This window comes from Streptomyces sp. NBC_00249 (genome assembly GCF_026342355.1).
In the GTDB taxonomy this organism is placed as follows: Bacteria; Actinomycetota; Actinomycetes; order Streptomycetales; family Streptomycetaceae; genus Streptomyces.
Genome location: NZ_JAPEMV010000001.1, coordinates 537312 through 555226 on the forward strand (window position 1 = coordinate 537312; position 17915 = coordinate 555226).

Consider the following 17915-nt stretch of genomic DNA (forward strand, 5'->3'; position numbering starts at 1 on the left):
CCGTGGTCCGCGTTCCCGAGGAAAGAGTGCAGCAATGAAGGTTCCCAAGGCCGGTGCGGTCGCCGCAGTGATCGCCCTCGCCGCTACCGCCTCCGGCTGTGGTGGTGACGCCCCGAAGGAGCCCCTCTCCGTCGGCATCAAGTTCGACCAGCCCGGCATCGGGATGCGCGAGAGCGACGGCACCTTCTCCGGTTTCGACGTGGACGTGGCCACCTACGTCGCCAAGGAGCTCGGCTACAAGGCGAACGAGATCGAGTTCAAGCAGGTCTACAGCTCGGACCGCGAGCTGCTGATCCAGTACAACGAGGTCAAGTTCGTCGCCGCCAGCTACTCGATCAGCGACAAGCGCCGGGAGAAGGTCGACTTCGCGGGCCCGTACTTCGTCGCCCACCAGGACCTGCTGGTCCGCGCCGACGACACCACGATCACCAAGCCCGAGGACCTCAACACCAAGCGGCTGTGCTCGGTGAGCGGCTCCACCTCCGCCGAGAACCTCCGCAAGAACCTCGCGCCGAAGGCCAGCATGCTGGAGCTCGGCGGGTACTCGGAGTGCCTCGTCGCCCTCCAGGACAATCTGGTCGACGCGATGACCACCGACAACTCCATCCTGGCCGGGTACGCGGCGCGGAAGGGCAACGAGGGCAAGTTCAAGCTGGTCGGGCTGAACCTGAGCAACGAGAACTACGGCATCGGCATCAAGAAGGGCGACGGCGACCTCCAGCGCAAGATCAACCTGGCGCTCACCAAGATGGTCTCGGACGGCTCCTGGGACGCGGCCGTGAAGAAGAACTTCGGCCCGGCGAACTACAAGTACGAGCCCGCGCCCCAGGTCACAACGAGCAACTGACGATCGTCGAGGCGGTGGCGGGGTCCGACCAGTCGGAGTCGAAGCGGGCGTTGACCACGTAGAGGCGCCCGCCGTGCACCGCCGCCGTGGTCGGCTCGTCGAAGCGCGGGTCGGTGATCCGCTTGACGAACCGGCCCCGCCGGCCGTCCGCGTCGAGGGTGAACACGTCCACGGCGTAGTCCCAGTTGCGTACGACGTACAGCGTGCGGCCGTGTACGACGAGTCCGTCGCCGTTGGCCACCGATCCGCCGTCGAGCACGGTCCGGGTGGCCGCGCCGGTGCGCGGGTCCACCCGGTACAGGGCCTGCGCGGTGTCGTGGACGACCAGCAGCGCCCGCCCGTCGGGGGTCCGCTCGATTCCGTTGGCGCCCCAGTCGGCGCCGCCGGGCGGGGTGGGCGCCCACTCGCCGCCGAGCCGCACGGCGCGCGGCGCCTGCCGGCCGCCGTCGGGCAGGAGGTACAGGACGTCGTTGAAGGAGTCGGTGAACCAGGCGCCGCCGCAGCCGACGACCACGTCGTTGACGAACGTCGTCCCGGTGGCGGCCTGGTGGACGGCCAGGACCCGCCCGTCGCCCGCGTCGACCACCCGGATCTGGCCGCTGCCGCCGCCCGCGACGAGCAGCCGGCCCCGGCCGTCGAGCTTGAGCCCGACCGACATCGACCCCTGGCCCCGGGTGAGGATCCGGCCGGCGCCGGTCGCGAGGTCGGCCCGGTAGATCGAGCCGTCGATCAGCGAGCCCGTGTACGCGACGCCCCGGGCGGAGACGGCGATGCCCTCGGGCTGGAAACCGGGCGGCGTGGCGATCGCGGCGGGGCCCGGCCGGCCCTCCCCCGGCGCCCGCTCACCCTGCGCCTGCGCGAGCGGGGCGAGCGGGCCGAGCAGCGCGGCTCCGCCGAGCGCCGCGGCCGCGCCGATGAAGCCCCTGCGCCCCAAGGTTCCGGTCACGGTGGGATCCTCTCAACTGACGTGCACAGCAGATGGGTTGACGCTCACACCTCAGCACACCACCCCTGCCACGGCAGTCCCGGATCCGGCCAGAACCGCTCGCCCGCCGTCCGCGTCTGGCCGAAATCGTCCGGGCGGCGCCGCACGGAGGGCGAGGCGGACCGGCCGCGCGTGCTACGCCAGCGGCGCCTTGGCGCGCAGGACGGTCAGGAACTCCCGCATCCACGCGGAGTGGTCGGGCCAGGCCCGGGCGGAGACGAGGGTGCCGTCGACGACGGCCTCGGAGTCCTCGAACCGGGCCCCGGCGGCCTCCATGTCCGGTTCCAGCGCCGGATAGGCGGTGACGCGGCGCCCCGTCAGGGCGCCGCTCGCGGCGGTGATCAGCGGGCCGTGGCAGATCTGCGCGATCGGCTTGTCGGCGGTGGCGAAGGCCGCCAGGATCCGCCGTACGTCGGCGTCGTTGCGCAGGTACTCCGGCGCGCGCCCGCCCGGGACCACGACGGCGGCGTACTCCTCGGGCACGACCTCGGCGAAGGCGAGGTCGGCGGGCCAGGTGTAGCCGGGCTTCTCCGTGTAGGTGTCGAAGCCGTCCTCGAAGTCGTGCACCACGAACCGCAGCTTCTTGCGGGAGGGCGCGGCGATGTGCACCTCGTACCCCTCCTCGCGCAGGCGCTGGTAGGGGTAGAGGACCTCCAGCGACTCCGCCGCGTCCCCGGTCACGATGAGGATCTTCACTGCCATGGGCTGCTCCAGTCAGGGTGGTTCACGGTCGGCCCGGGCCCCGCCGAGGCCACCGCAACCGTGCCCAGCGCCCAGAGGCCGCAAACACCAAGATCCGCACACCCGACACATGGTTTTCACCTGTTCGGCACATGACAATGTGACTCTCGCTCTGCCACCTGACACCCCACCAACTGCCCTGGTGGGGACGGTGCGTGTGGAGAGGTGTCCCCCACGTCATGAGAATCTCCCGTACGGCCCCTTGGGCCGCCGCCCTCGCGGCCGGCGCCCTGTTGCTCGTCCCGGCCACCGCCTCGGCGGGCCAGCAGAAGCAGGCGGCGGCTCCCCACGCCGCCCTGGCTTCGACCGTGAGCGTCGACGCGTACTACGCGGCCGCCGAGGGCAAGACCGGCGCCGCGCTGAAGACGGCGCTGCACGACATCATCAAGACCCAGTCCAAGGTCACCTACGACGGCGTGTGGAACGCGCTGAAGGTCACCGACCAGGACCCGGCGAACCCGAACAACGTCATCCTCGTCTACTCGGGCCGCTCCCAGTCCAAGAGCACCAACGGCGGCGGGGTCAACGACTGGAACCGCGAGCACGTCTGGGCCAAGAGCCACGGCGACTTCGGCACCGCCACCGGCCCGGGCACCGACCTGCACCACCTGCGGCCCGAGGACGTCACGGTCAACAGCACGCGCGGCAACAAGGACTTCGACAAGGGCGGCAGCCCGGTCTCCGAGGCCCCGGGCAGCTACACCGACGCCGACTCCTTCGAGCCCCGCGACGCCGTCAAGGGCGACGTGGCGCGCATGCTCCTCTACATGGCCGTCCGCTACGACGGCGGCGACGGCTTCGCCGACCTGGAGATGAACGACAAGGTCAACAACGGCTCCGCCCCGCTCTTCGGCAAGATCAGCCTGCTGAAGCAGTGGAACCAGATGGACCCGCCGGACGCCTTCGAGCAGCGCCGCAACCAGGTCATATTCGACACCTACCAGCACAACCGGAACCCGTTCATCGACCACCCGGAGTGGGTCAACTCCATCTGGTAGTCCCGTGATCAGTCCCGCGATCCCCCGGACCGCCTACCGGGCCAGCCCGGTGACGAGGGCCTGGAAGGCGGTCCAGGGGGCCTGCGGGGTGCGCGCGTCCCAGGTCTTCTGCGCGAGCGCCGCCAGCGGCATGCGGATGCCGGCGGCCACCTGGTCCGGGGTCTGGGCCCCGGCCAGGTCGCACCAGACGGCCAGGCGGGCGCCCAGGACCTGGGCGTCGTAGCGGGCCGGAACGGCGGTGGTGCCGCGCAGCACCAGCGGGGTCCACTGCTCGTAGATCCGCCGGCCGGTGGGGTAGGTGAACTGGTTCGGCTCGCCGAGCACGTAGTAGAGGTACTCGTCGTTGAGGTTGACCACCTTGCGGCCCGCCGCCAGGTACTCCAGCGGGGGCCGGGCGCCGATTTCCTTGCCCGTCCAGTACTCGGCCTGGATGTCCGCGGCGGCCCGGGTCACGCCGCCCGAGAAGAATCCGTCGTTCCACGCCTTGAGGGCCTTGCCGGACGGGCGGACCACGGCCGCCCGGTCGTTCAGCCAGCCCGTCGCCAGGTCCTGGACCCGGGCGCCCGCCCCGTAGCGGGCCCGGGCCGCGGCGGCGAGCTGGGGGAAGGAGGCCTGCGGGTCCCGGACGACCAGCGCCTGGTACTCGTCGGCACCCAGGTGCCAGGCCCCGGCGGGGAACAACGGCAGGAACTCGCGCAGCAGTTGGTCCACGAGCGTGGCCGCCGCAGGCTTCGATATGTCCACGGCGCCCTTCACGTCCCGGCCCTGTACGTCGCGCAGTTGCAGGTCGGGGTGGGCGCGCAGGACGGCGCCGAGGTGTCCGGGCGAGTCGATCTCGGGGACGACCGCGATGTGCAGCCGGGCGGCGAGCGCGGTGATGCCGCGCACCTCCGCCTTGGTGAGGTGCGGGGTGGAGACGATCTCGGGGTGGCTGTCGGACTGGATCCGGAAGGCCTGGTCGTCGGAGAAGTGCAGGCCGAGCTGGTTGAGCTTGAGGTCGGCCATCTCGCGCAGCCGGTCCTCGATCCAGCCGGGGGCGAAGTACTTGCGCGCGATGTCGAGGTTGAGGCCGCGCTGCGGCTTGGCCGGGGCGTCCTTCACGGTGCCCTCGGGGGCCGAACCGGCCCCGCGTATCTCCTGCTTGAGGGTGCGGGTGCCGTAGAAGACGCCCGCCTCGTCGGGGGCGGTGATCCTGACCCGGCCGCCCTCGACGGTGAGGGTGTACGACTCCGGTGGCCCCGAGTCCTTGGCTGCGAAGGCGAGTTGGACGTCACCGGTGCGGGGTTCGGCCGACTCGGCGTACCCGAGGCCCAGTTCGCCGGCGAGCAGTTTCCCTTCGTCGGCCAGGGCCGCTCTGTCGGCGGGTGCTACGAGGACCCGCGCGGCGGGCGCCGGCTTCCAGCCGGGACCCCGGGCGGGCACGTGCTCCCGTACGGCGGGGACGGTGCGCGGGGCGGTGGACAGCGGGTACGAGGACGGCGGGGGCTGCGGGGGCGTCGGCTCGGCCGGGCTGGCGGCGGGGCTCGCCGCCGGGGAGGCCCCGGAGGACGCCGCGGCGGAGCCGGTGACCTGGCGGGAGGGGTCGGCGCCGGCGGAGCAGGCGGGTACGGCGAAGGTGACCAGGGCGGCGGCCGCTGCCGTCGCGATGGCCCGGCCTCTGCGTAGCTGCCCGGTCGTGTTCCGCATAGCGCATCCGTGTCCCCCGTACCCAACCTGGCACGGGGGACGCGGGCGCGCGACCGGAAGGATCCGGGGGCGAGGTCAGCGCAGGGCGTTCAGGGTGTCCAGCGCGCCGGCCGCGAAGGCGTGGTCCTGTGCGGGGGCGCCGCCGCCGACGCCGATCGCCCCGACGAGGCGGCCGTCGCGGTGGACGGGGAGGCCGCCCGCGATGAACAGCAGCGGCCTGTCCAGGGCGGTGGGCAGGGTGTGGAAGGGGCCGTCGGGCCGGACGGCGTCGGCCAGGTCGGCGGTGGGGGCGTCGAGCTGGAGGGCGGTGAAGGCCTTGCGGGTGCTGGTCTCGCCGGAGATCAGGACGGCCCGGTCGTCGCGGCGGAAGGCCAGCAGGTGCCCGCCGGCGTCGAGGACGGAGACGCTGACGGTGGCCCCGGCCTCCTCGGCGGCGGCGTGGGCCGCGCCGACGAGCAGTTCGGCGTCCTCGGTGGTCAGCGGGGCGACGGCGGTACGGCGGGAGGGGGTGGCGGTCATGAGGGGCTCCTGTGCAGAGGGGGCGGGTGGGGGTCAGTGGTGGGCGGGGGCGGGGACGGCGGGGGCGCGGACGACCGCCACGGCCGCGCGGTGTCCCGTACGCCGTTCCAGGGCTCCGGAGACGACGGCGAGGACGAGCGCGGAGGCGGCGAGCGCGGCGCCGACCCAGTTCGGGGCGGTCCAGCCGAGTCCGGCGGTGATCACGAGGCCGCCGAGCCAGGCGGCGAGGGCGTTGCCGAGGTTGAAGGCGCCGATGTTGACGGCGGAGGCCAGGGTGGGGGCGCCGGCGGCCTGGTCGAGGACCCGCTTCTGGAGCGGCGGCACGGTCGCGAAGCCGAGGGCGCCGATGAGCAGGAGGGTGACGGCGGCGCCCGCCTTGCTGTGCGCGGTGAGGGTGAAGGCGGCCAGGACGACGGCCAGCGCGCCCAGGGTCACGTACAGCATCGGCATCAGGGCCCGGTCGGCGAACCGGCCTCCGACGAGGTTGCCCGCGACCATGCCGAGGCCGAAGAGGACCAGCAGCCAGGTGACGGAGGTGTCGGCGAAACCGGCGACGTTCGTCAGCATCGGGGTGATGTAGGTGATCGCGGCGAAGACCCCGCCGAAGCCGAGCACGGTCATCGCCATCGCGAGCAGCACCTGCACGTTGCGGAAGGCGGCCAGCTCGTGGCGGATCCGGACGCCTTCGGGGCGGGGCAGGTCGGGGACCAGGCGGACGATGCCGAGCAGGCCGAGGATGCCGAGGGCCGCGACGATCAGGAAGGTGACCCGCCAGCCGAGGTGCTGGCCGACGAGGGTGCCCAGCGGGACGCCGACCACGTTCGCCACGGTCAGGCCGGTGAACATCATGGCGATGGCTCCGGCCTTCTTGTCCGGGGCCACCAGGCCCGCGGCGACGACCGAGCCGATGCCGAAGAAGGCGCCGTGCGCGAGGGAGGCGACGACCCGTCCGGCGAGCATCACGCCGAAGGCGGGGGCCAGGGCGGAGAGCACGTTGCCGACGACGAACAGCCCCATGAGCAGCATCAGCATGCGCTTGCGGGGGACGCGGGTGCCGAGGACGGTCATCAGCGGGGCGCCGAGGACGACGCCGAGGGCGTAGCCGGTGACGAGGAAGCCCGCGGTGGGGATCGAGACGCCGTATCCGGCGGCGACCTCGGGGAGCAGGCCCATGATCACGAACTCGGTGGTGCCGATCCCGAAGGCCCCGATGGCGAGGGCGAGGAGGGCGAGAGGCATGACGGAGGTGCCCTTCAGGGTGCGAGGGGGTGCGGGGAAAGGGGTGGCGGGGGCTCGGGGCGGGCGACGGGAAGAGTCGGCCGCTGGCGCCGTTTACCTTCGTTCACATTAATTGCAGACGCGGGATATTTGCAAACGCCGACTATTGCAGGCGTGCCCTATCCTGGCGGTAGACAGTGATCAGTCCCCGAGGACGACGGAGGAGCCCATGACGGCCACGGACAGCGCCCTGACCGCCCTCGCGCAGGGCTGGTGCGCCCTCTCCCTCCTCCACGGCCGGATCGAGGCGCACATCGAGCGCGCGCTCCAGACGGGGCACGACCTGAGCGTGCGGGAGTTCTCCCTGCTGGACGTGCTCAGCCGCCAGCACGACGGCGTCGGCGGCCACCTGCGCATGCACCAGGTCGCCGACTCGGTGGTGCTCAGCCAGAGCGCGACGACCCGCCTCGTCACCCGGCTGGAGGACCGCGGGCTGCTGAGCCGCTTCCTCTGCGACACCGACCGCCGGGGCATCTACACCGACGTGAGCGAAGCGGGCCTGGCCCTGCTGGCCGCGGCCCGCCCCACCAACGACGCCGCCCTGCGCGAGGCCCTGGACGAGGCCGCCCGCGACCCGCAGCTCGCGCCCCTGGTCGCGGCGGTGGAGAACGCGCGGCCCGTAGGGGCCTGAACCCCGGGAACACATGACGACGCCGGCCCGGCTCCTTCGCGGAGCCGGGCCGGCGTCGTCCATCGTCGTACGTACCGCTCCCCCGGTCAGGCCGTCAGGGCCGCGAGTTCCGCATCGGCCCGCCCGGCGACCAGGGCGAGGACACGGCCGGCGGCGGCCAGGTCCTCCGGGGGTATCCCGCCCCAGACGCGGGCGGTGATCGGGGCGGTCTCCGCGCCGACGGCGGCGAGCAGCTCGCGCCCCGCGTCCGTGGGGAGGAGGTGCGCCCCGTCCGCGACGAGCAGCCCCCCGGCCAGCAGCCCGTCGAGCGTGCCGCGGACCTCGGCCGGGTCGGCCTTGAGCGCGCCCCGGACCTGGGCGACGAGTGCGTCCGGCGTCCGCGGCGCCTCGGCGGTGACGGCGGCACGCAGAGCGACCTGCCCCTGGAACGTGATGCCGTGCCGGGCCAGGACGTGCTCCAGGAGGCCGCGGGCGGCGTAGTGGGCCAGGCCGAGGGCGCGGGAGTCGGCGACGGGCGCGGCGGTCGCGGATGCGGTGGGTGCGGTGGTGGTCATGATGGTGTCCCCTGGGTGCTCTCGTCGTTCGGTCGGGATGGAGCGAGAGGTGCGTCGAGCAGGGCGGTCAGCTCGTCGGTGAACGCCTGCGTCCGGTGGGCGTCGAGGCCGCCGAGCGGCTCCAGCAGCTGCTGGAGCAGGTCCTGGACCACGGTGATGGCCTCACCCGTGACGGCCAGGCCCCGCTCGGTGAGCGCGAGCTGTACGGCGCGCGGGTCGCGGGGGTCGCGGGTGCGCTCGATCAGGCCGGCCGCCTCCAGGGCGCGCGCCAGCTTGGAGACGTAGAGCGCCTCCAGGCCGGTGTGGTCGGCGAGCCGGCGCTGACTGGGCCGCTCACCGGCGCGCTGCATGCCGTACAGCGACGCGACCAGCGAGTACTGCGCATGGGTGAGGCCCAGCGGAGCCACCGCGCGATCGACCGCGACGCGCCATTTGTTGGCGAGCCGCCATACCAGGAAGCCGGGCGTGGGGTCCGGCGAAGCCTTGCTCATGACAGATAGAGTACATAGCTATTATGTCCATGGCTACTGTATGTTCCGCCGACGGGGCGCGGCGTCCGTGGTTCGGTACGCACCTTGTCTCCCGCGGTGGCCGGCGGATTGGATCATCAAGGCCAGGACCGTACCGAAGGAAGCGAATGACACCCATGCTCGACGGCTGTGCACCCTGGCCCGAGGAGTTCGTCGACCGCTACTGGGCGGCCGGACACTGGCGTGGCAACACCCTGGACAACCTGCTGCGCGGCTGGGCCCTGCAGTACGGACCGCGGACCGCGCTCGTGCACGGCGGCACCCGCCTCACGTACGCGGCCCTGAACCGGCGCGCTGACCGCATGGCCTCCGGCATCCGGCTGCGCGGCATCCGGGCCGGACAGCGGGTCGTGGTCCAGCTGCCGAACGTCCCCGAGTTCGTCGTCACCGTGTTCGCGCTGATGCGTGCCGGAGTGGTCCCCGTGTTCTGCCCGCTCCCGCTCCGCACCCCCGAGGTGTCCCACCTCGTGCGGGTCACCCAGGCCGTCGGCTACGTCGGCCCCTCGACGTACGAGGGCTTCGACCACACGGCGATGGCCGCGGAGATCGCGGCCCAGGGGCCGTTCCTGCGGCGGGTGTTCACCTACGAGCCGCCCGGCACCGCCTCCCCGTACGGCGGCGGCCTCACGACCGACCCGTCGAACTGCCACTACAGCCCGCTGGACTCCATCGACGCCCCGCCCGAGCCCGCGCTCGCGCAGAGCGCCGACCGGGCGGCCTTCCTGCTGCTCTCGGGCACGGGCGGCGCCGAACCCGCGCTCGTCCCCCGCACCCACAACGACTACGCCTACCAGGCGCGGGCCGCCGCCGAGCTGATCTCGCTCACCGAGGACGACGTGTACCTCGCCGCGCTGCCCGCCGGGTCCGACTTCGCCTTCGGCGCCCCCGGCATCCTCGGCACCCTGTCCGTCGGCGGCACCGTCGTCCTCGCCGAGGAGGCGGGGCCCGCCGGGTGTCTCGCGGCCGTCGCACGGGAACGGGTCACCGTCACCTCGGTGACACCCGCCGACGCCGGGCGGTGGCTCGAGTCGCTTCCCGCGGCCGGGGCCGACCTGAGCAGCCTGCGCCTCGTGCAGATCGTGCGGACCGGCGACGACGCGCCCCTGCCCCGGGCTGCCGCCGAAGGGACGGGCGCCGCACTGGGCTGCCGCCTCCAGCAGGTCTTCGGCATGCCCGAGGGGCTGCTCACCCTCACCCGGCCCGCCGACCCGGACGAGACCGTGCTCACCACGCAGGGCCGCCCGCTCTCCCCCGACGACGAGATCCGCGTCGTCGACGCCGACGGCAAGGACGTGCGCGACGGGGAGCCCGGCGAACTCCATGCCCGCGGCCCCCACACCGTGCGCGCCTACTACCGGGCCCCCGAGGACACCGCGCGCTCCTTCACCGCCGACGGCTGGTTCCGCACCGGCCACCTGGTACGACGCACCCCGGACGGCGACCTGACGCCGGCCTAACTCCCGGGCGCGCTCCCGGACGGTGTCGGCGCGGCCCGGCCCGCGGGCGAGGTGGGCAGGGTCCCCGTGGACGGGCGGGACGAGGGCGTCGAGGTCGGCGGGGGCATCCCGGCCGCGGAGGCGCCCGGCGTCGGGGTGCCCGCACCGGCGGGCCGGGCCGGCGGCGCGGACGTCGAGGGCGACACCGTGGGCGGCTTCGCCGACGGGAAGGCGGACGGGCTCGCCGGAGACGGCGACGGCGTCGGTGTCGGCGTCGGTGTCGGCGAGGTCAGCTCGGGCGGCGCGGCGGGCGGTACGTGCCGGGGCTCCAGCTGATCCGGACCGAGCAGGAGGTACCCGGCCAGGGCGGCCGCGGCCAGCCCGGACAGCCCGGCGACGGCCCACGACGAGCGGCGCCGCCACAGCGCCCGCACGGTGAGCCGTCTCAGGTGCGGCCCCGGCGGAGCGGCCGGCCGCAGCACCCGGACGGTGACTTCGTCCGCGCGCGCGGAGAGGGCCTCGCGCAGCCGCCGCTCCACGGGGCGTTCGCCGCCCGGCGGCGTACCCGTAGAACCGCTCATACCCGTCCCTCCAGAATCCGTTCCAGCGCGTCCAGTCCGCGGCTGGCGTTCGACTTCACCGAGCCCCGGCTGATGCCGAGGGTCTCGGCGATCTCCGCCTCGCTGAGGTCCGCCCAGTACCGCAGCACCAGGACCTGGCGGCGGCGCGGGGTCAGTCTGCCGAGCGCGGCCAGCACCTCGCGCTGCGCCTCCCCCAGGACGACGGAGGCTTCCGCGGAGGGGATGTCCGCGGTGGCCTCCGGTATCCAGGCCCGTGCGGTGCGCCGGCGGCGGAGCACGGAACGGGAGGTGTTCACGACGGCGGTGCGCAGGTAGCCCAGCGCGTTGTCCACCTCCGTGATCCGCTCGCCGTGCCGCCGGTACAGGGCGGTGAAGGCGTCCTGTACGACGTCCTCGGCGGTGGCCAGGTCGTCGACGAGGAGCACCGCGAGACGGACCATGCCCAGCCGGTGCGCGTGGTAGAGCTCGCTGACGGTGGGCGGCGTCGACGGGGGCGGGGTCCCGTCCGGGACCTCGGAGGAAAGGCCGTACGTGTACGCGTACGGGGGCGCGCCGGGACCGGCGGGCGGGGCGGACCGCTCGCGGCGCGTGAGCCACCACCACAGGCCCCGCCACGCCCGGGAGGACCCGGGCATGAGGGGGCCGGCGGCTGGTACGAGGTCGAGCACGGGTGTCCTCAGTTGCTGGCGCGGCGCCGCACCGTGTACAGGGCTCCGGCCCCGACGGCGACGAGCCCGGCGGCTCCGGCGGCGAGTGCGACGGTGGTCGCGGAAGAGCCAGTATGCGCGAGCTCGGCGCCCTCCCCGGCGGGGGAGCCGGAGGGCGCCGGGGTGGCGGTGGCTCCGGCCGGGGTGGTCGGCAGCACGCTCGGCTTGCCGCCGGCCGGGGAGGCCGGGGCGGCGCTCGGCGAGGCGCCCGCCGGGGTGGACACCGAGGGGCTGGGCTTCGTACCGGCCGGGACGCTGGGCTTGGCGCTGGGCGATGCGCTGGGCGTGGTGCCCGCCGGCTGGGTCGGCACGGAGCTCGGCGCGGCGCTGGGCGACGAGCTGACCGCCGGCTGCGACGAGGCGGCGCCTCCCTGGGCGGCGAAGGCCGGGCCGCCGAGGGTGACGGCGGCCACCCCGGCGGCGGCAGCGACGACGGCCGCCCGGCGGGCGGACAGGGGAAGGCGCTTCAGGTTCTTCACAGTGGTTCTCCACGGTCGGGACGAGGGCGCACAACCACGCCCTTCACCCCCGCACGACGCGCGACCGCCCGATCGGTTGCCGCCGGTTCCGAAAAACTTTTCGCGCGCCCCGCCGCACCGCTCGCGGAGGTCCCCCGCCCGCCGCCGCCCGCCCGGGGTTCAGTCCCCCGCGGGCGGCGCCGCCGGAGGCCAGGGGACCTCCGCGAGGAGCGGCAGCAGGGTCTCCTCCTCGTGGTCGAGATGGGCCGTCAGTTCGTCCGTCATCCGTGCCAGCTCGGCGCGGAACCGCTCGGGTTCGGCGATGGCGACGTCGCCGAGCAGGGCCACCAGTTCGCCCTGGATCCGGGCGACGGTGCGGTGTTCCTCCCGCAGCCGCTCGAACGTGCCCGCCAGGTGCGGGTGGTGGACGGCGATCCCGGGGAAGAGGTGGGCGTCCTCGCTGGTGTGGTGGAACTCCAGCGACCGGCAGAAGGCCAGGCAGCGCTGGCGGATCTGGAGTCCGAGGCCGGGCGCGGGCGGCTCCCCCGGGCCCGCGTGGGAGGCGCGGGCGGCGAAGTGGGCCTCGGTCTCGGCGCTCACGTGGCGCAGCTGGGCCCGGAGCCAGGTGTGGACCTCCAGCAGTTTCCCGGCCAGGGTGGTGACCTCGCCGGGGGCCTGCCAGCCTTCGGGTTCCGCCGGTTCCAGGACGACGACCGGCAGCGGCCTGGCCGTCCGGTCCTGGTAGTCGCCGTAGCCGGGGGCCACGCGCAGCACCTCGGCGAAGAGTTCCTCGCGCCGGGTCCCTTCGGCGGGTACGGCGAGGGCCTCGAAGGTGTCGGCGCCGAGCTCCACCCGTACCTCGGGGTGGGCGAGGAGGTTGTGGTACCAGTCGGGGTGGCGGGCGGCTCCGAGGTTCGAGCCGACGACGAGCAGGGCGCTGCCGTGGCGGACGTAGCCGAGGGGTGTGGTGTGCGCGGTTGACGAGACCGCGCCGGTGGTGGTCAGCAGGAGCAGGTCCGAGCCCTCGAAGGGGCCGCCGACCTTGCCCTGGCGGGCGCGGAACTCCTCGATGACGGACTGGTTGAAGGACGTGGGCACAGGTTTTCTCTCTCCGGGGCGTGACGGGGCACGCCGTCCGCCTCCCGACGGGCCCTGGCGGCAAGGTGAGTTGCCGGGGCGCGGCGGAACGGGGGCGGGGCGCGGCGTGCGAGGAGGTGATGACGGGGCCCGGGCACGGCGAAGGTGCCTGGGGAGGTGACGCGGGGGCCGGATCGGCCTACGTCAACTGCGGGGCGCGGAGTACGAACTCATGGCGGTTCCCGGGGGTGAAGGGTGTTCCGCCCGACCGCCGGCCGGCCCACTGCTCTTTGGCCGGCGTCACGCGACACCGCTGCCCATTACACGCATCCGGGGCGCCGATGTCAACGCGGGGACTTCGGCGCGGCCCTCTCAACGCCGCCCGCCGCCCGTGCACTTCGCGAGCGCCCGGCCCAGCAGGGCGACGCCCTCCTCGATCTCGCCCGCCGGGCCCGCCGCGTACCCGAGGACCAGGCCCGGCGGGCCGGGCCGTACCCGGTGCCAGGACAGCGGGTGGGCCTTGACGCCGAGGGCCAGGGCCTCGGCCGCGAGGTCCGTGTCCGCGAAGGAGGCGCCGTCGAAGGTGACCATCAGATGCAGGCCCGCCGCCGCGCCGTGGACCCGGGCGCCGGGCAGTTCGGCGGCGACCGCCCGCAGCATGGCGTCCCGGCGGCGTCGGTGGCGGCGGCGTACGAAGCGCAGGTGGCGCTCCAGTTCGCCCGATTCCATCAGCCGGGCCAGCACGAGCTGTGCGAGGACCGGGTTGCCCAGGTCGGCGTAGCGCTTCGCCGCGACCACCTCGTCGCGCAGGCGCCCGGGGACGAGCAGCCAGCCCAGCCGGAGGGCGGGCGCGAGCAGTTTGGAGACGCTGCCGGCGTAGCAGACCCCCTCGGGTGCCAGCGCCCGCAGCGCGGGCACGGGCGCGCGGTCGTAGCGGTGCTCGGCGTCGTAGTCGTCCTCCACGACCAGTCCCCCGGCCGCCGCCCAGTCCAGCAGGTCCCGGCGGCGTTCCCCGTCGAGGACGACCCCGGTGGGGAACTGGTGCGCGGGGGTCATGAGCACCGCCTGCGCCCCGCTCGCCCGCAGCGCGGCCACGTCCAGCCCGGCCCCGTCCACGGGTACTCCTACGGTGTCCAGCCCGCCGTGCTCCAGCTGCTGGCGCGCCCCGAGCGAGCCGGGGTCCTCCACCGCCACCCGGCGCACGCCGTGCGCGGGCAGCACCTGCGCGAGCAGCCCGAGGGCCTGCGCGACCCCGGCGACCACGACGACCTCGCCGGGGTCCGCCCGGATGCCCCGGCTGCGGGCGAGCCAGCCGGCGACGGCCTCGCGCAGGGCGGGCGCGCCCTGCGGGTTGCCGTAGCCGAAGTCGGCCGGGGTGAGGGCGGCGAGGACCCGGCGCTCGGCCTGGAGCCAGGCCGTACGCGGGAAGGCGGTGAGGTCGGGGACCCCGGGCGAGAGGTCGATGCGGCAGGGCACCGCGCGCAGGGCGTCCACCAGGCCGCCGCGCTCCGCCTCGGGCGGGCGGCCGCCCGCCGGGGGCGGCGGGGGCGCGGCGACGACGACGGTGCCGCCGCGGCCGCGTCCGGCGACCTGGCCGGTCTCGGCGAGCCGCTGGTAGGCCTCGGTCACCAGGCCCCGGGAGACGCGCAGTTCGGCGGCGAGGACCCGGCCGGCGGGGAGTCTGCTCCCGACGGGCAGGGTGCCGTCCGCGATGGCGGCGCGCAGCCGGTCGGCGAGCCACTCGGTGCGGCCGCCGGGCGGGGCCTGGCGGATGTCGAGCTGAAGGAAGTCCGATCCGGCCTCGGAGGCCTTTATGGACCCCTGGTCGGCGGTGTCTTTGGACCTGCTCACGGGACCATTGTGCCTCCAGGCTGGACGTCATGAGCACCTCCACCGACTCCGCCGCCCCGGCCGACACAACCACAGCCACCACCTCCTTCCGCGATCTCGCCCCCGGCGTCATCGGCATGGCGCTGGTCGGCAGCAGCGTCACCGTCTCGCGTTCCCTGGTGGACGCCCCCCTGTTCGCCGCGCAGGCCGTCCGGTACGCGGCCGCGGCCCTGATCCTGGTCGCGCTCGCCCGGATCGCCCGGGTGCCGCTGTCGCGTCCGCGGGGCGGGGAGTGGCTGTGGCTGGCCGGGATCGCGGCCACCGGGCTGGTGCTGTTCAACGTGGCCGTCGTACGGGGTGTCGCGCACGCCGAACCGGCCGTGATCGCGGTCGCGGTGGCGTCCGTACCGGTCCTGCTGGGGGTCGTCGGCCCGCTGCTGGAGGGCCGGCGGCCGAGCCGGAGGGTGCTGCTGGCCGCGCCCGTGGTGGTCGCCGGGGCCGTGCTCGTCGAGGGGACGGGGCGCACCGATGCCGCCGGGGTGGGCTGGGCGGTGCTGGCACTGGCCTGCGAGGCGGGGTTCACGCTGCTCGCGGTGCCGGTGCTGGGGCGGCACGGCGCCTGGGGGGTGTCGGTGCACGCGGTGTGGATGGGGGCGGTGATGCTGGCGGGGCTGTCGTTGTTCACGGAGTCACCCTCGGCCGTGGGGGCGCTCAAGGCGGGCCAGTGGGCGGCGGTCGGCTACCTGGCGGTGCTGGTGACGGCGGTGGCCTTCCTGCTCTGGTACCGCACCGTGGCCGCCGTGGGCTCCGGCCGGGCCGGGCTGCTGACGGGGGTCGCCCCGCTCGCGGCGGCGGGCGCCGGGGCCGTGTCGGGGGGCGGGGCGCCGGGGGCGGCGGTGTGGGCGGGCCTGGCGGTGGTGATCGCCGGACTGGCCCTGGGCCTGCGCGGCGGGAGCGGGTCCGAGGACGGCGGGGGGAGCCCGCCCGCCTCCGCCCGCCCGGGAGCCGCTCAGGCGGGCCGGTGTGCGTAGCAGAAGAGGTGTTCCTCGGGGCCGGCGAGGGGGTCGGCGGGCCGGTAGGTCTGTGTGTGGTGGCGCAGCACCTCCAGGCCCGCTGCGGCCAGCCGCTCCAGGTGCTGTTCGGTGGAGAGGCTGCTGACGGTGACAGGGTGGCCCATCCACTCGATGTCCAGGCCCCGGATGTCGCCCGGCACGGTGGCCAGCAGGAGGTGTCCGCCGGGCGCGACCCAGGACGCCATCCGGTCGAGGGTCCGGGCGATCTCCGGCTGGTCCATGACCAGGAGGGGGAAGAAGGAGCAGACGGCGTCGTACCCGCCCGCCCGGGGCGTGTAGGTGCGGACGTCGGCCTGTTCGAAGCGCGCCCCCGGGACCCGGGCGCGGGCCGCCTCGACCATGGCCGCGGAGACGTCGATGCCGGTCACGTCGTGCCCGGCCCGTACGAGGGCGTCGGCGGTGGGCCGGCCGGTGCCGCTGCCGACGTCGAGCACGCGGGCCCGGGCGGGCAGCCGGGCCGTGAGCCAGTCGAGGGCCTCCAGCTGGGCGGGGACCTGACCGAACAGCTCCTCGTAGCGCTCGCCCAGCGCGTCGAACAGTTCCGCCGCGCTCTCGCGTCGCGTCATGGCGCCTCCTCGTCCCGGAAGTCCACCGTACCGGCAACTCACGGGCGGCAAGGGGCTGTTGCCGGTCCGGTGGTCAGCCCGAGGAGGGCACCAGGACCACGGCCGTGCCGTACGCGCACACCTCGGTCCCGACGTCGGCGGCGTCGGTCACGTCGAAGCGCATCATCAGCACCGCGTTGGCCCCGCGCGCCTTGGCCTGTTCGATGAGCCGCTCCATGGCCTGGTTGCGGGTCTGGACCAGGGTCTTGGTGAGGCCCTTCAGTTCGCCGCCGATCATGGACTTCAGGCCGGCGCCGATCTGGCTGCCGAGGTGCCGGGAGCGCACGGTGAGCCCGAAGACCTCCCCGATGACCTGCTCGACGCGGTAGCCGGGGACGTCGTTGGTCGTCACGACGAGGACGCCGGTCTGCTGGGCGCCGGGGCCGCCGCCGTAGTCTTCGATACCCATGCAGCCCACTGTGGCGCGCCCGGCGGCGCCCCGCATCCGCAGCGGCCGCCGGCCCCGCGGGAACCTTGGCCGGAACCCCTCCGAGTGATTGGCAGGCGCCCTGAGCACTCCCTAGCATGAGCCGATTCCCACCAGGAGGGCACATGGACTCAGGCCAGGACCCGCAGCCGCCTCTCATCGACATGCACACCCCGAGCGTGGCCCGTATGTACGACTGGCTGCTGGGCGGGGTGGAGAACTACGCCAGCGACCGCGACGCCTGCGCCAAGCTGCTGGAGATCGCGCCGAGCACCCAGTTACTGGCCCGCAACAACCGGGCCTTCCTCACCCGTGTCGTGCGCACCCTCGTCGAGGACTACGGCATCCGCCAGTTCCTCGACCACGGCTCCGGCCTCCCCACCCAGGACAACGTCCACGAGGTCGCGCAGCGCGCCGACCCGCGCTGCCGGGTCGCCTACGTGGACAACGACCCCATGGTCCTGGCCCACGCCCAGACCACCCTGCACGACAACTCCGGCACCCTGGTGATCTCCCAGGACATGCGCGAGACGGAGCGGATCCGGCGGGCCACGGACCGGTTCCTCGACTGGGAGCAGCCCATCGCCGCGCTCTTCGTGTCGGTCCTGCACTGCATCCCGGACACCGACGACGAGCGCTCCCCCGCCGAGGTGGTCCGCCGCACCGCCGCCCTGCTCCCGCCGGGCAGCTTCATGGTGATCTGCCAGCTCGTGAGCGACGACGCGGACGTGCGCGAACAGGTGACCCGCCTCATGGAGGTGACCACGCACGGCCATTGGGGCCGGGTGCGGGAGACCCACGAGGTGGAGCGGTACTTCGACGGCCTGGACATCCTCGAACCGCGGCTGGTGGACGTGGTCGACTGGCGGCCGGACGCGATGCCGCCCCCGCCCGAGCGCCGGCCGAAGGACTGGGTCGAGTGGGGCGGGGTCGGCCGGCTCCGGTAGCGGAC

The 17915-nt window shown here is 74.3% G+C and carries 20 protein-coding genes; 7 read left to right on the plus strand and 13 right to left on the minus strand.

What is annotated here, in order from left to right; translation table 11 throughout:
- Positions 1–34 precede the first annotated feature (34 nt).
- Positions 35–847 carry a glutamate ABC transporter substrate-binding protein gene (locus OOK31_RS02515; RefSeq protein ID WP_267010652.1) on the plus strand — a complete coding sequence of 271 codons (813 nt, stop codon included), beginning with the start codon at positions 35–37 and terminating at the stop codon, positions 845–847.
- Here the strand turns inward: OOK31_RS02515 and OOK31_RS02520 are convergent.
- Positions 831–1793 (minus strand): SMP-30/gluconolactonase/LRE family protein, encoded by a 963-nt coding sequence (locus tag OOK31_RS02520; protein ID WP_267010653.1) that lies wholly within the window; start codon positions 1791–1793, stop codon positions 831–833. The genes OOK31_RS02515 and OOK31_RS02520 overlap by 17 nt on opposite strands.
- A 174-nt stretch (positions 1794–1967) precedes the next feature.
- A complete protein-coding gene (locus OOK31_RS02525; RefSeq protein ID WP_267010654.1) occupies positions 1968–2534 on the minus strand; it encodes a DJ-1/PfpI family protein in 567 nt (188 codons plus the stop codon).
- A 218-nt stretch (positions 2535–2752) separates the two neighbouring features.
- Here OOK31_RS02525 and OOK31_RS02530 point away from each other — a divergent pair, with 218 nt between their 5' ends.
- Positions 2753–3571 carry an endonuclease I family protein gene (locus tag OOK31_RS02530; protein WP_267010655.1) on the plus strand — a complete coding sequence of 273 codons (819 nt, stop codon included), beginning with the start codon at positions 2753–2755 and terminating at the stop codon, positions 3569–3571.
- A gap of 33 nt (positions 3572–3604) precedes the next feature.
- Here the strand turns inward: OOK31_RS02530 and OOK31_RS02535 are convergent, their stop codons facing one another.
- The 3 genes from OOK31_RS02535 to OOK31_RS02545 all read right to left on the minus strand — a co-directional run bounded on the left by OOK31_RS02535 (position 3605) and on the right by OOK31_RS02545 (position 7015).
- Positions 3605–5257 carry a glycoside hydrolase family 20 protein gene (locus OOK31_RS02535; RefSeq protein WP_267010656.1) on the minus strand — a complete coding sequence of 551 codons (1653 nt, stop codon included), beginning with the start codon at positions 5255–5257 and terminating at the stop codon, positions 3605–3607.
- Between the two features lie 75 nt (positions 5258–5332).
- A complete protein-coding gene (locus OOK31_RS02540; protein WP_267010657.1) occupies positions 5333–5776 on the minus strand; it encodes a heme-binding protein in 444 nt (147 codons plus the stop codon).
- 33 nt (positions 5777–5809) lie between these two features.
- On the minus strand, positions 5810–7015 hold the full coding sequence (locus OOK31_RS02545; RefSeq protein WP_267010658.1) for an MFS transporter: 1206 nt from the start codon (positions 7013–7015) through the stop codon (positions 5810–5812).
- A gap of 208 nt (positions 7016–7223) precedes the next feature.
- Here OOK31_RS02545 and OOK31_RS02550 point away from each other — a divergent pair, with 208 nt between their 5' ends.
- Positions 7224–7685 carry a MarR family winged helix-turn-helix transcriptional regulator gene (locus tag OOK31_RS02550; protein WP_267010659.1) on the plus strand — a complete coding sequence of 154 codons (462 nt, stop codon included), beginning with the start codon at positions 7224–7226 and terminating at the stop codon, positions 7683–7685.
- A gap of 86 nt (positions 7686–7771) precedes the next feature.
- Here OOK31_RS02550 and OOK31_RS02555 read toward each other — a convergent pair whose 3' ends face one another.
- Together OOK31_RS02555 and OOK31_RS02560 are read right to left on the minus strand one after the other, a co-directional pair.
- On the minus strand, positions 7772–8239 hold the full coding sequence (locus OOK31_RS02555; RefSeq protein WP_267010660.1) for a MarR family transcriptional regulator: 468 nt from the start codon (positions 8237–8239) through the stop codon (positions 7772–7774).
- Complete coding sequence (locus tag OOK31_RS02560; protein ID WP_267010661.1) at positions 8236–8730, minus strand: MarR family winged helix-turn-helix transcriptional regulator; 495 nt, start codon at positions 8728–8730, stop codon at positions 8236–8238. Before OOK31_RS02560 ends, OOK31_RS02555 begins: the two co-directional genes overlap by 4 nt.
- A 146-nt stretch (positions 8731–8876) precedes the next feature.
- Here OOK31_RS02560 and OOK31_RS02565 point away from each other — a divergent pair, with 146 nt between their 5' ends.
- Together OOK31_RS02565 and OOK31_RS02570 are read left to right on the plus strand one after the other, a co-directional pair.
- Positions 8877–10226, plus strand: coding sequence for an AMP-binding protein (locus OOK31_RS02565; RefSeq protein ID WP_267010662.1), 1350 nt, complete (start codon positions 8877–8879; stop codon positions 10224–10226).
- 66 nt (positions 10227–10292) lie between these two features.
- Positions 10293–10541 carry a hypothetical protein gene (locus OOK31_RS02570; protein ID WP_267010663.1) on the plus strand — a complete coding sequence of 83 codons (249 nt, stop codon included), beginning with the start codon at positions 10293–10295 and terminating at the stop codon, positions 10539–10541.
- A gap of 241 nt (positions 10542–10782) precedes the next feature.
- Here OOK31_RS02570 and OOK31_RS02575 read toward each other — a convergent pair whose 3' ends face one another.
- The 4 genes from OOK31_RS02575 to OOK31_RS02590 all read right to left on the minus strand — a co-directional run bounded on the left by OOK31_RS02575 (position 10783) and on the right by OOK31_RS02590 (position 14879).
- Positions 10783–11454, minus strand: coding sequence for an RNA polymerase sigma factor (locus OOK31_RS02575; protein WP_267010664.1), 672 nt, complete (start codon positions 11452–11454; stop codon positions 10783–10785).
- An 8-nt stretch (positions 11455–11462) separates the two neighbouring features.
- Complete coding sequence (locus tag OOK31_RS02580) at positions 11463–11972, minus strand: LAETG motif-containing sortase-dependent surface protein (protein ID WP_267010665.1); 510 nt, start codon at positions 11970–11972, stop codon at positions 11463–11465.
- Positions 11973–12131: 159 nt separating this feature from the next.
- Positions 12132–13049 carry a nitroreductase/quinone reductase family protein gene (locus OOK31_RS02585; protein ID WP_267010666.1) on the minus strand — a complete coding sequence of 306 codons (918 nt, stop codon included), beginning with the start codon at positions 13047–13049 and terminating at the stop codon, positions 12132–12134.
- Positions 13050–13400: 351 nt separating this feature from the next.
- Positions 13401–14879 carry a PLP-dependent aminotransferase family protein gene (locus OOK31_RS02590; RefSeq protein ID WP_267010667.1) on the minus strand — a complete coding sequence of 493 codons (1479 nt, stop codon included), beginning with the start codon at positions 14877–14879 and terminating at the stop codon, positions 13401–13403.
- A gap of 29 nt (positions 14880–14908) precedes the next feature.
- On the opposite strand from OOK31_RS02590, the gene OOK31_RS02595 reads away from it, so the two are divergent.
- Positions 14909–15889: an EamA family transporter gene (locus OOK31_RS02595; protein WP_267010668.1), complete on the plus strand. Its 981-nt coding sequence runs from the start codon at positions 14909–14911 to the stop codon at positions 15887–15889.
- Here OOK31_RS02595 and OOK31_RS02600 read toward each other — a convergent pair.
- Positions 15868–16497 carry a bifunctional 2-polyprenyl-6-hydroxyphenol methylase/3-demethylubiquinol 3-O-methyltransferase UbiG gene (locus tag OOK31_RS02600; RefSeq protein ID WP_267010669.1) on the minus strand — a complete coding sequence of 210 codons (630 nt, stop codon included), beginning with the start codon at positions 16495–16497 and terminating at the stop codon, positions 15868–15870. The two genes, OOK31_RS02595 and OOK31_RS02600, sit on opposite strands and share 22 nt — an antisense overlap.
- Positions 16498–16570: 73 nt before the next feature.
- A complete protein-coding gene (locus tag OOK31_RS02605) occupies positions 16571–16945 on the minus strand; it encodes a YbjQ family protein (RefSeq protein ID WP_267010670.1) in 375 nt (124 codons plus the stop codon).
- A gap of 143 nt (positions 16946–17088) precedes the next feature.
- Here OOK31_RS02605 and OOK31_RS02610 point away from each other — a divergent pair, with 143 nt between their 5' ends.
- Positions 17089–17910, plus strand: a complete 822-nt coding sequence (locus OOK31_RS02610; protein WP_267010671.1) for an SAM-dependent methyltransferase — start codon at positions 17089–17091, stop codon at positions 17908–17910.
- Positions 17911–17915 lie beyond the last annotated feature (5 nt).

Coding starts and splice junctions, on each gene's coding strand:
- OOK31_RS02515 (WP_267010652.1), top strand. CDS start 35: ATGAAGGTTCCCAAGGCCGGTGCGGTCGCCGCAGTGATCGCCCTCGCC.
- OOK31_RS02525 (WP_267010654.1), bottom strand. CDS start 2,534: ATGGCAGTGAAGATCCTCATCGTGACCGGGGACGCGGCGGAGTCGCTG.
- OOK31_RS02530 (WP_267010655.1), top strand. CDS start 2,753: ATGAGAATCTCCCGTACGGCCCCTTGGGCCGCCGCCCTCGCGGCCGGC.
- OOK31_RS02535 (WP_267010656.1), bottom strand. CDS start 5,257: ATGCGGAACACGACCGGGCAGCTACGCAGAGGCCGGGCCATCGCGACG.
- OOK31_RS02540 (WP_267010657.1), bottom strand. CDS start 5,776: ATGACCGCCACCCCCTCCCGCCGTACCGCCGTCGCCCCGCTGACCACC.
- OOK31_RS02545 (WP_267010658.1), bottom strand. CDS start 7,015: ATGCCTCTCGCCCTCCTCGCCCTCGCCATCGGGGCCTTCGGGATCGGC.
- OOK31_RS02550 (WP_267010659.1), top strand. CDS start 7,224: ATGACGGCCACGGACAGCGCCCTGACCGCCCTCGCGCAGGGCTGGTGC.
- OOK31_RS02555 (WP_267010660.1), bottom strand. CDS start 8,239: ATGACCACCACCGCACCCACCGCATCCGCGACCGCCGCGCCCGTCGCC.
- OOK31_RS02560 (WP_267010661.1), bottom strand. CDS start 8,730: ATGAGCAAGGCTTCGCCGGACCCCACGCCCGGCTTCCTGGTATGGCGG.
- OOK31_RS02565 (WP_267010662.1), top strand. CDS start 8,877: ATGACACCCATGCTCGACGGCTGTGCACCCTGGCCCGAGGAGTTCGTC.
- OOK31_RS02595 (WP_267010668.1), top strand. CDS start 14,909: ATGAGCACCTCCACCGACTCCGCCGCCCCGGCCGACACAACCACAGCC.
- OOK31_RS02600 (WP_267010669.1), bottom strand. CDS start 16,497: ATGACGCGACGCGAGAGCGCGGCGGAACTGTTCGACGCGCTGGGCGAG.
- OOK31_RS02605 (WP_267010670.1), bottom strand. CDS start 16,945: ATGGGTATCGAAGACTACGGCGGCGGCCCCGGCGCCCAGCAGACCGGC.
- OOK31_RS02610 (WP_267010671.1), top strand. CDS start 17,089: ATGGACTCAGGCCAGGACCCGCAGCCGCCTCTCATCGACATGCACACC.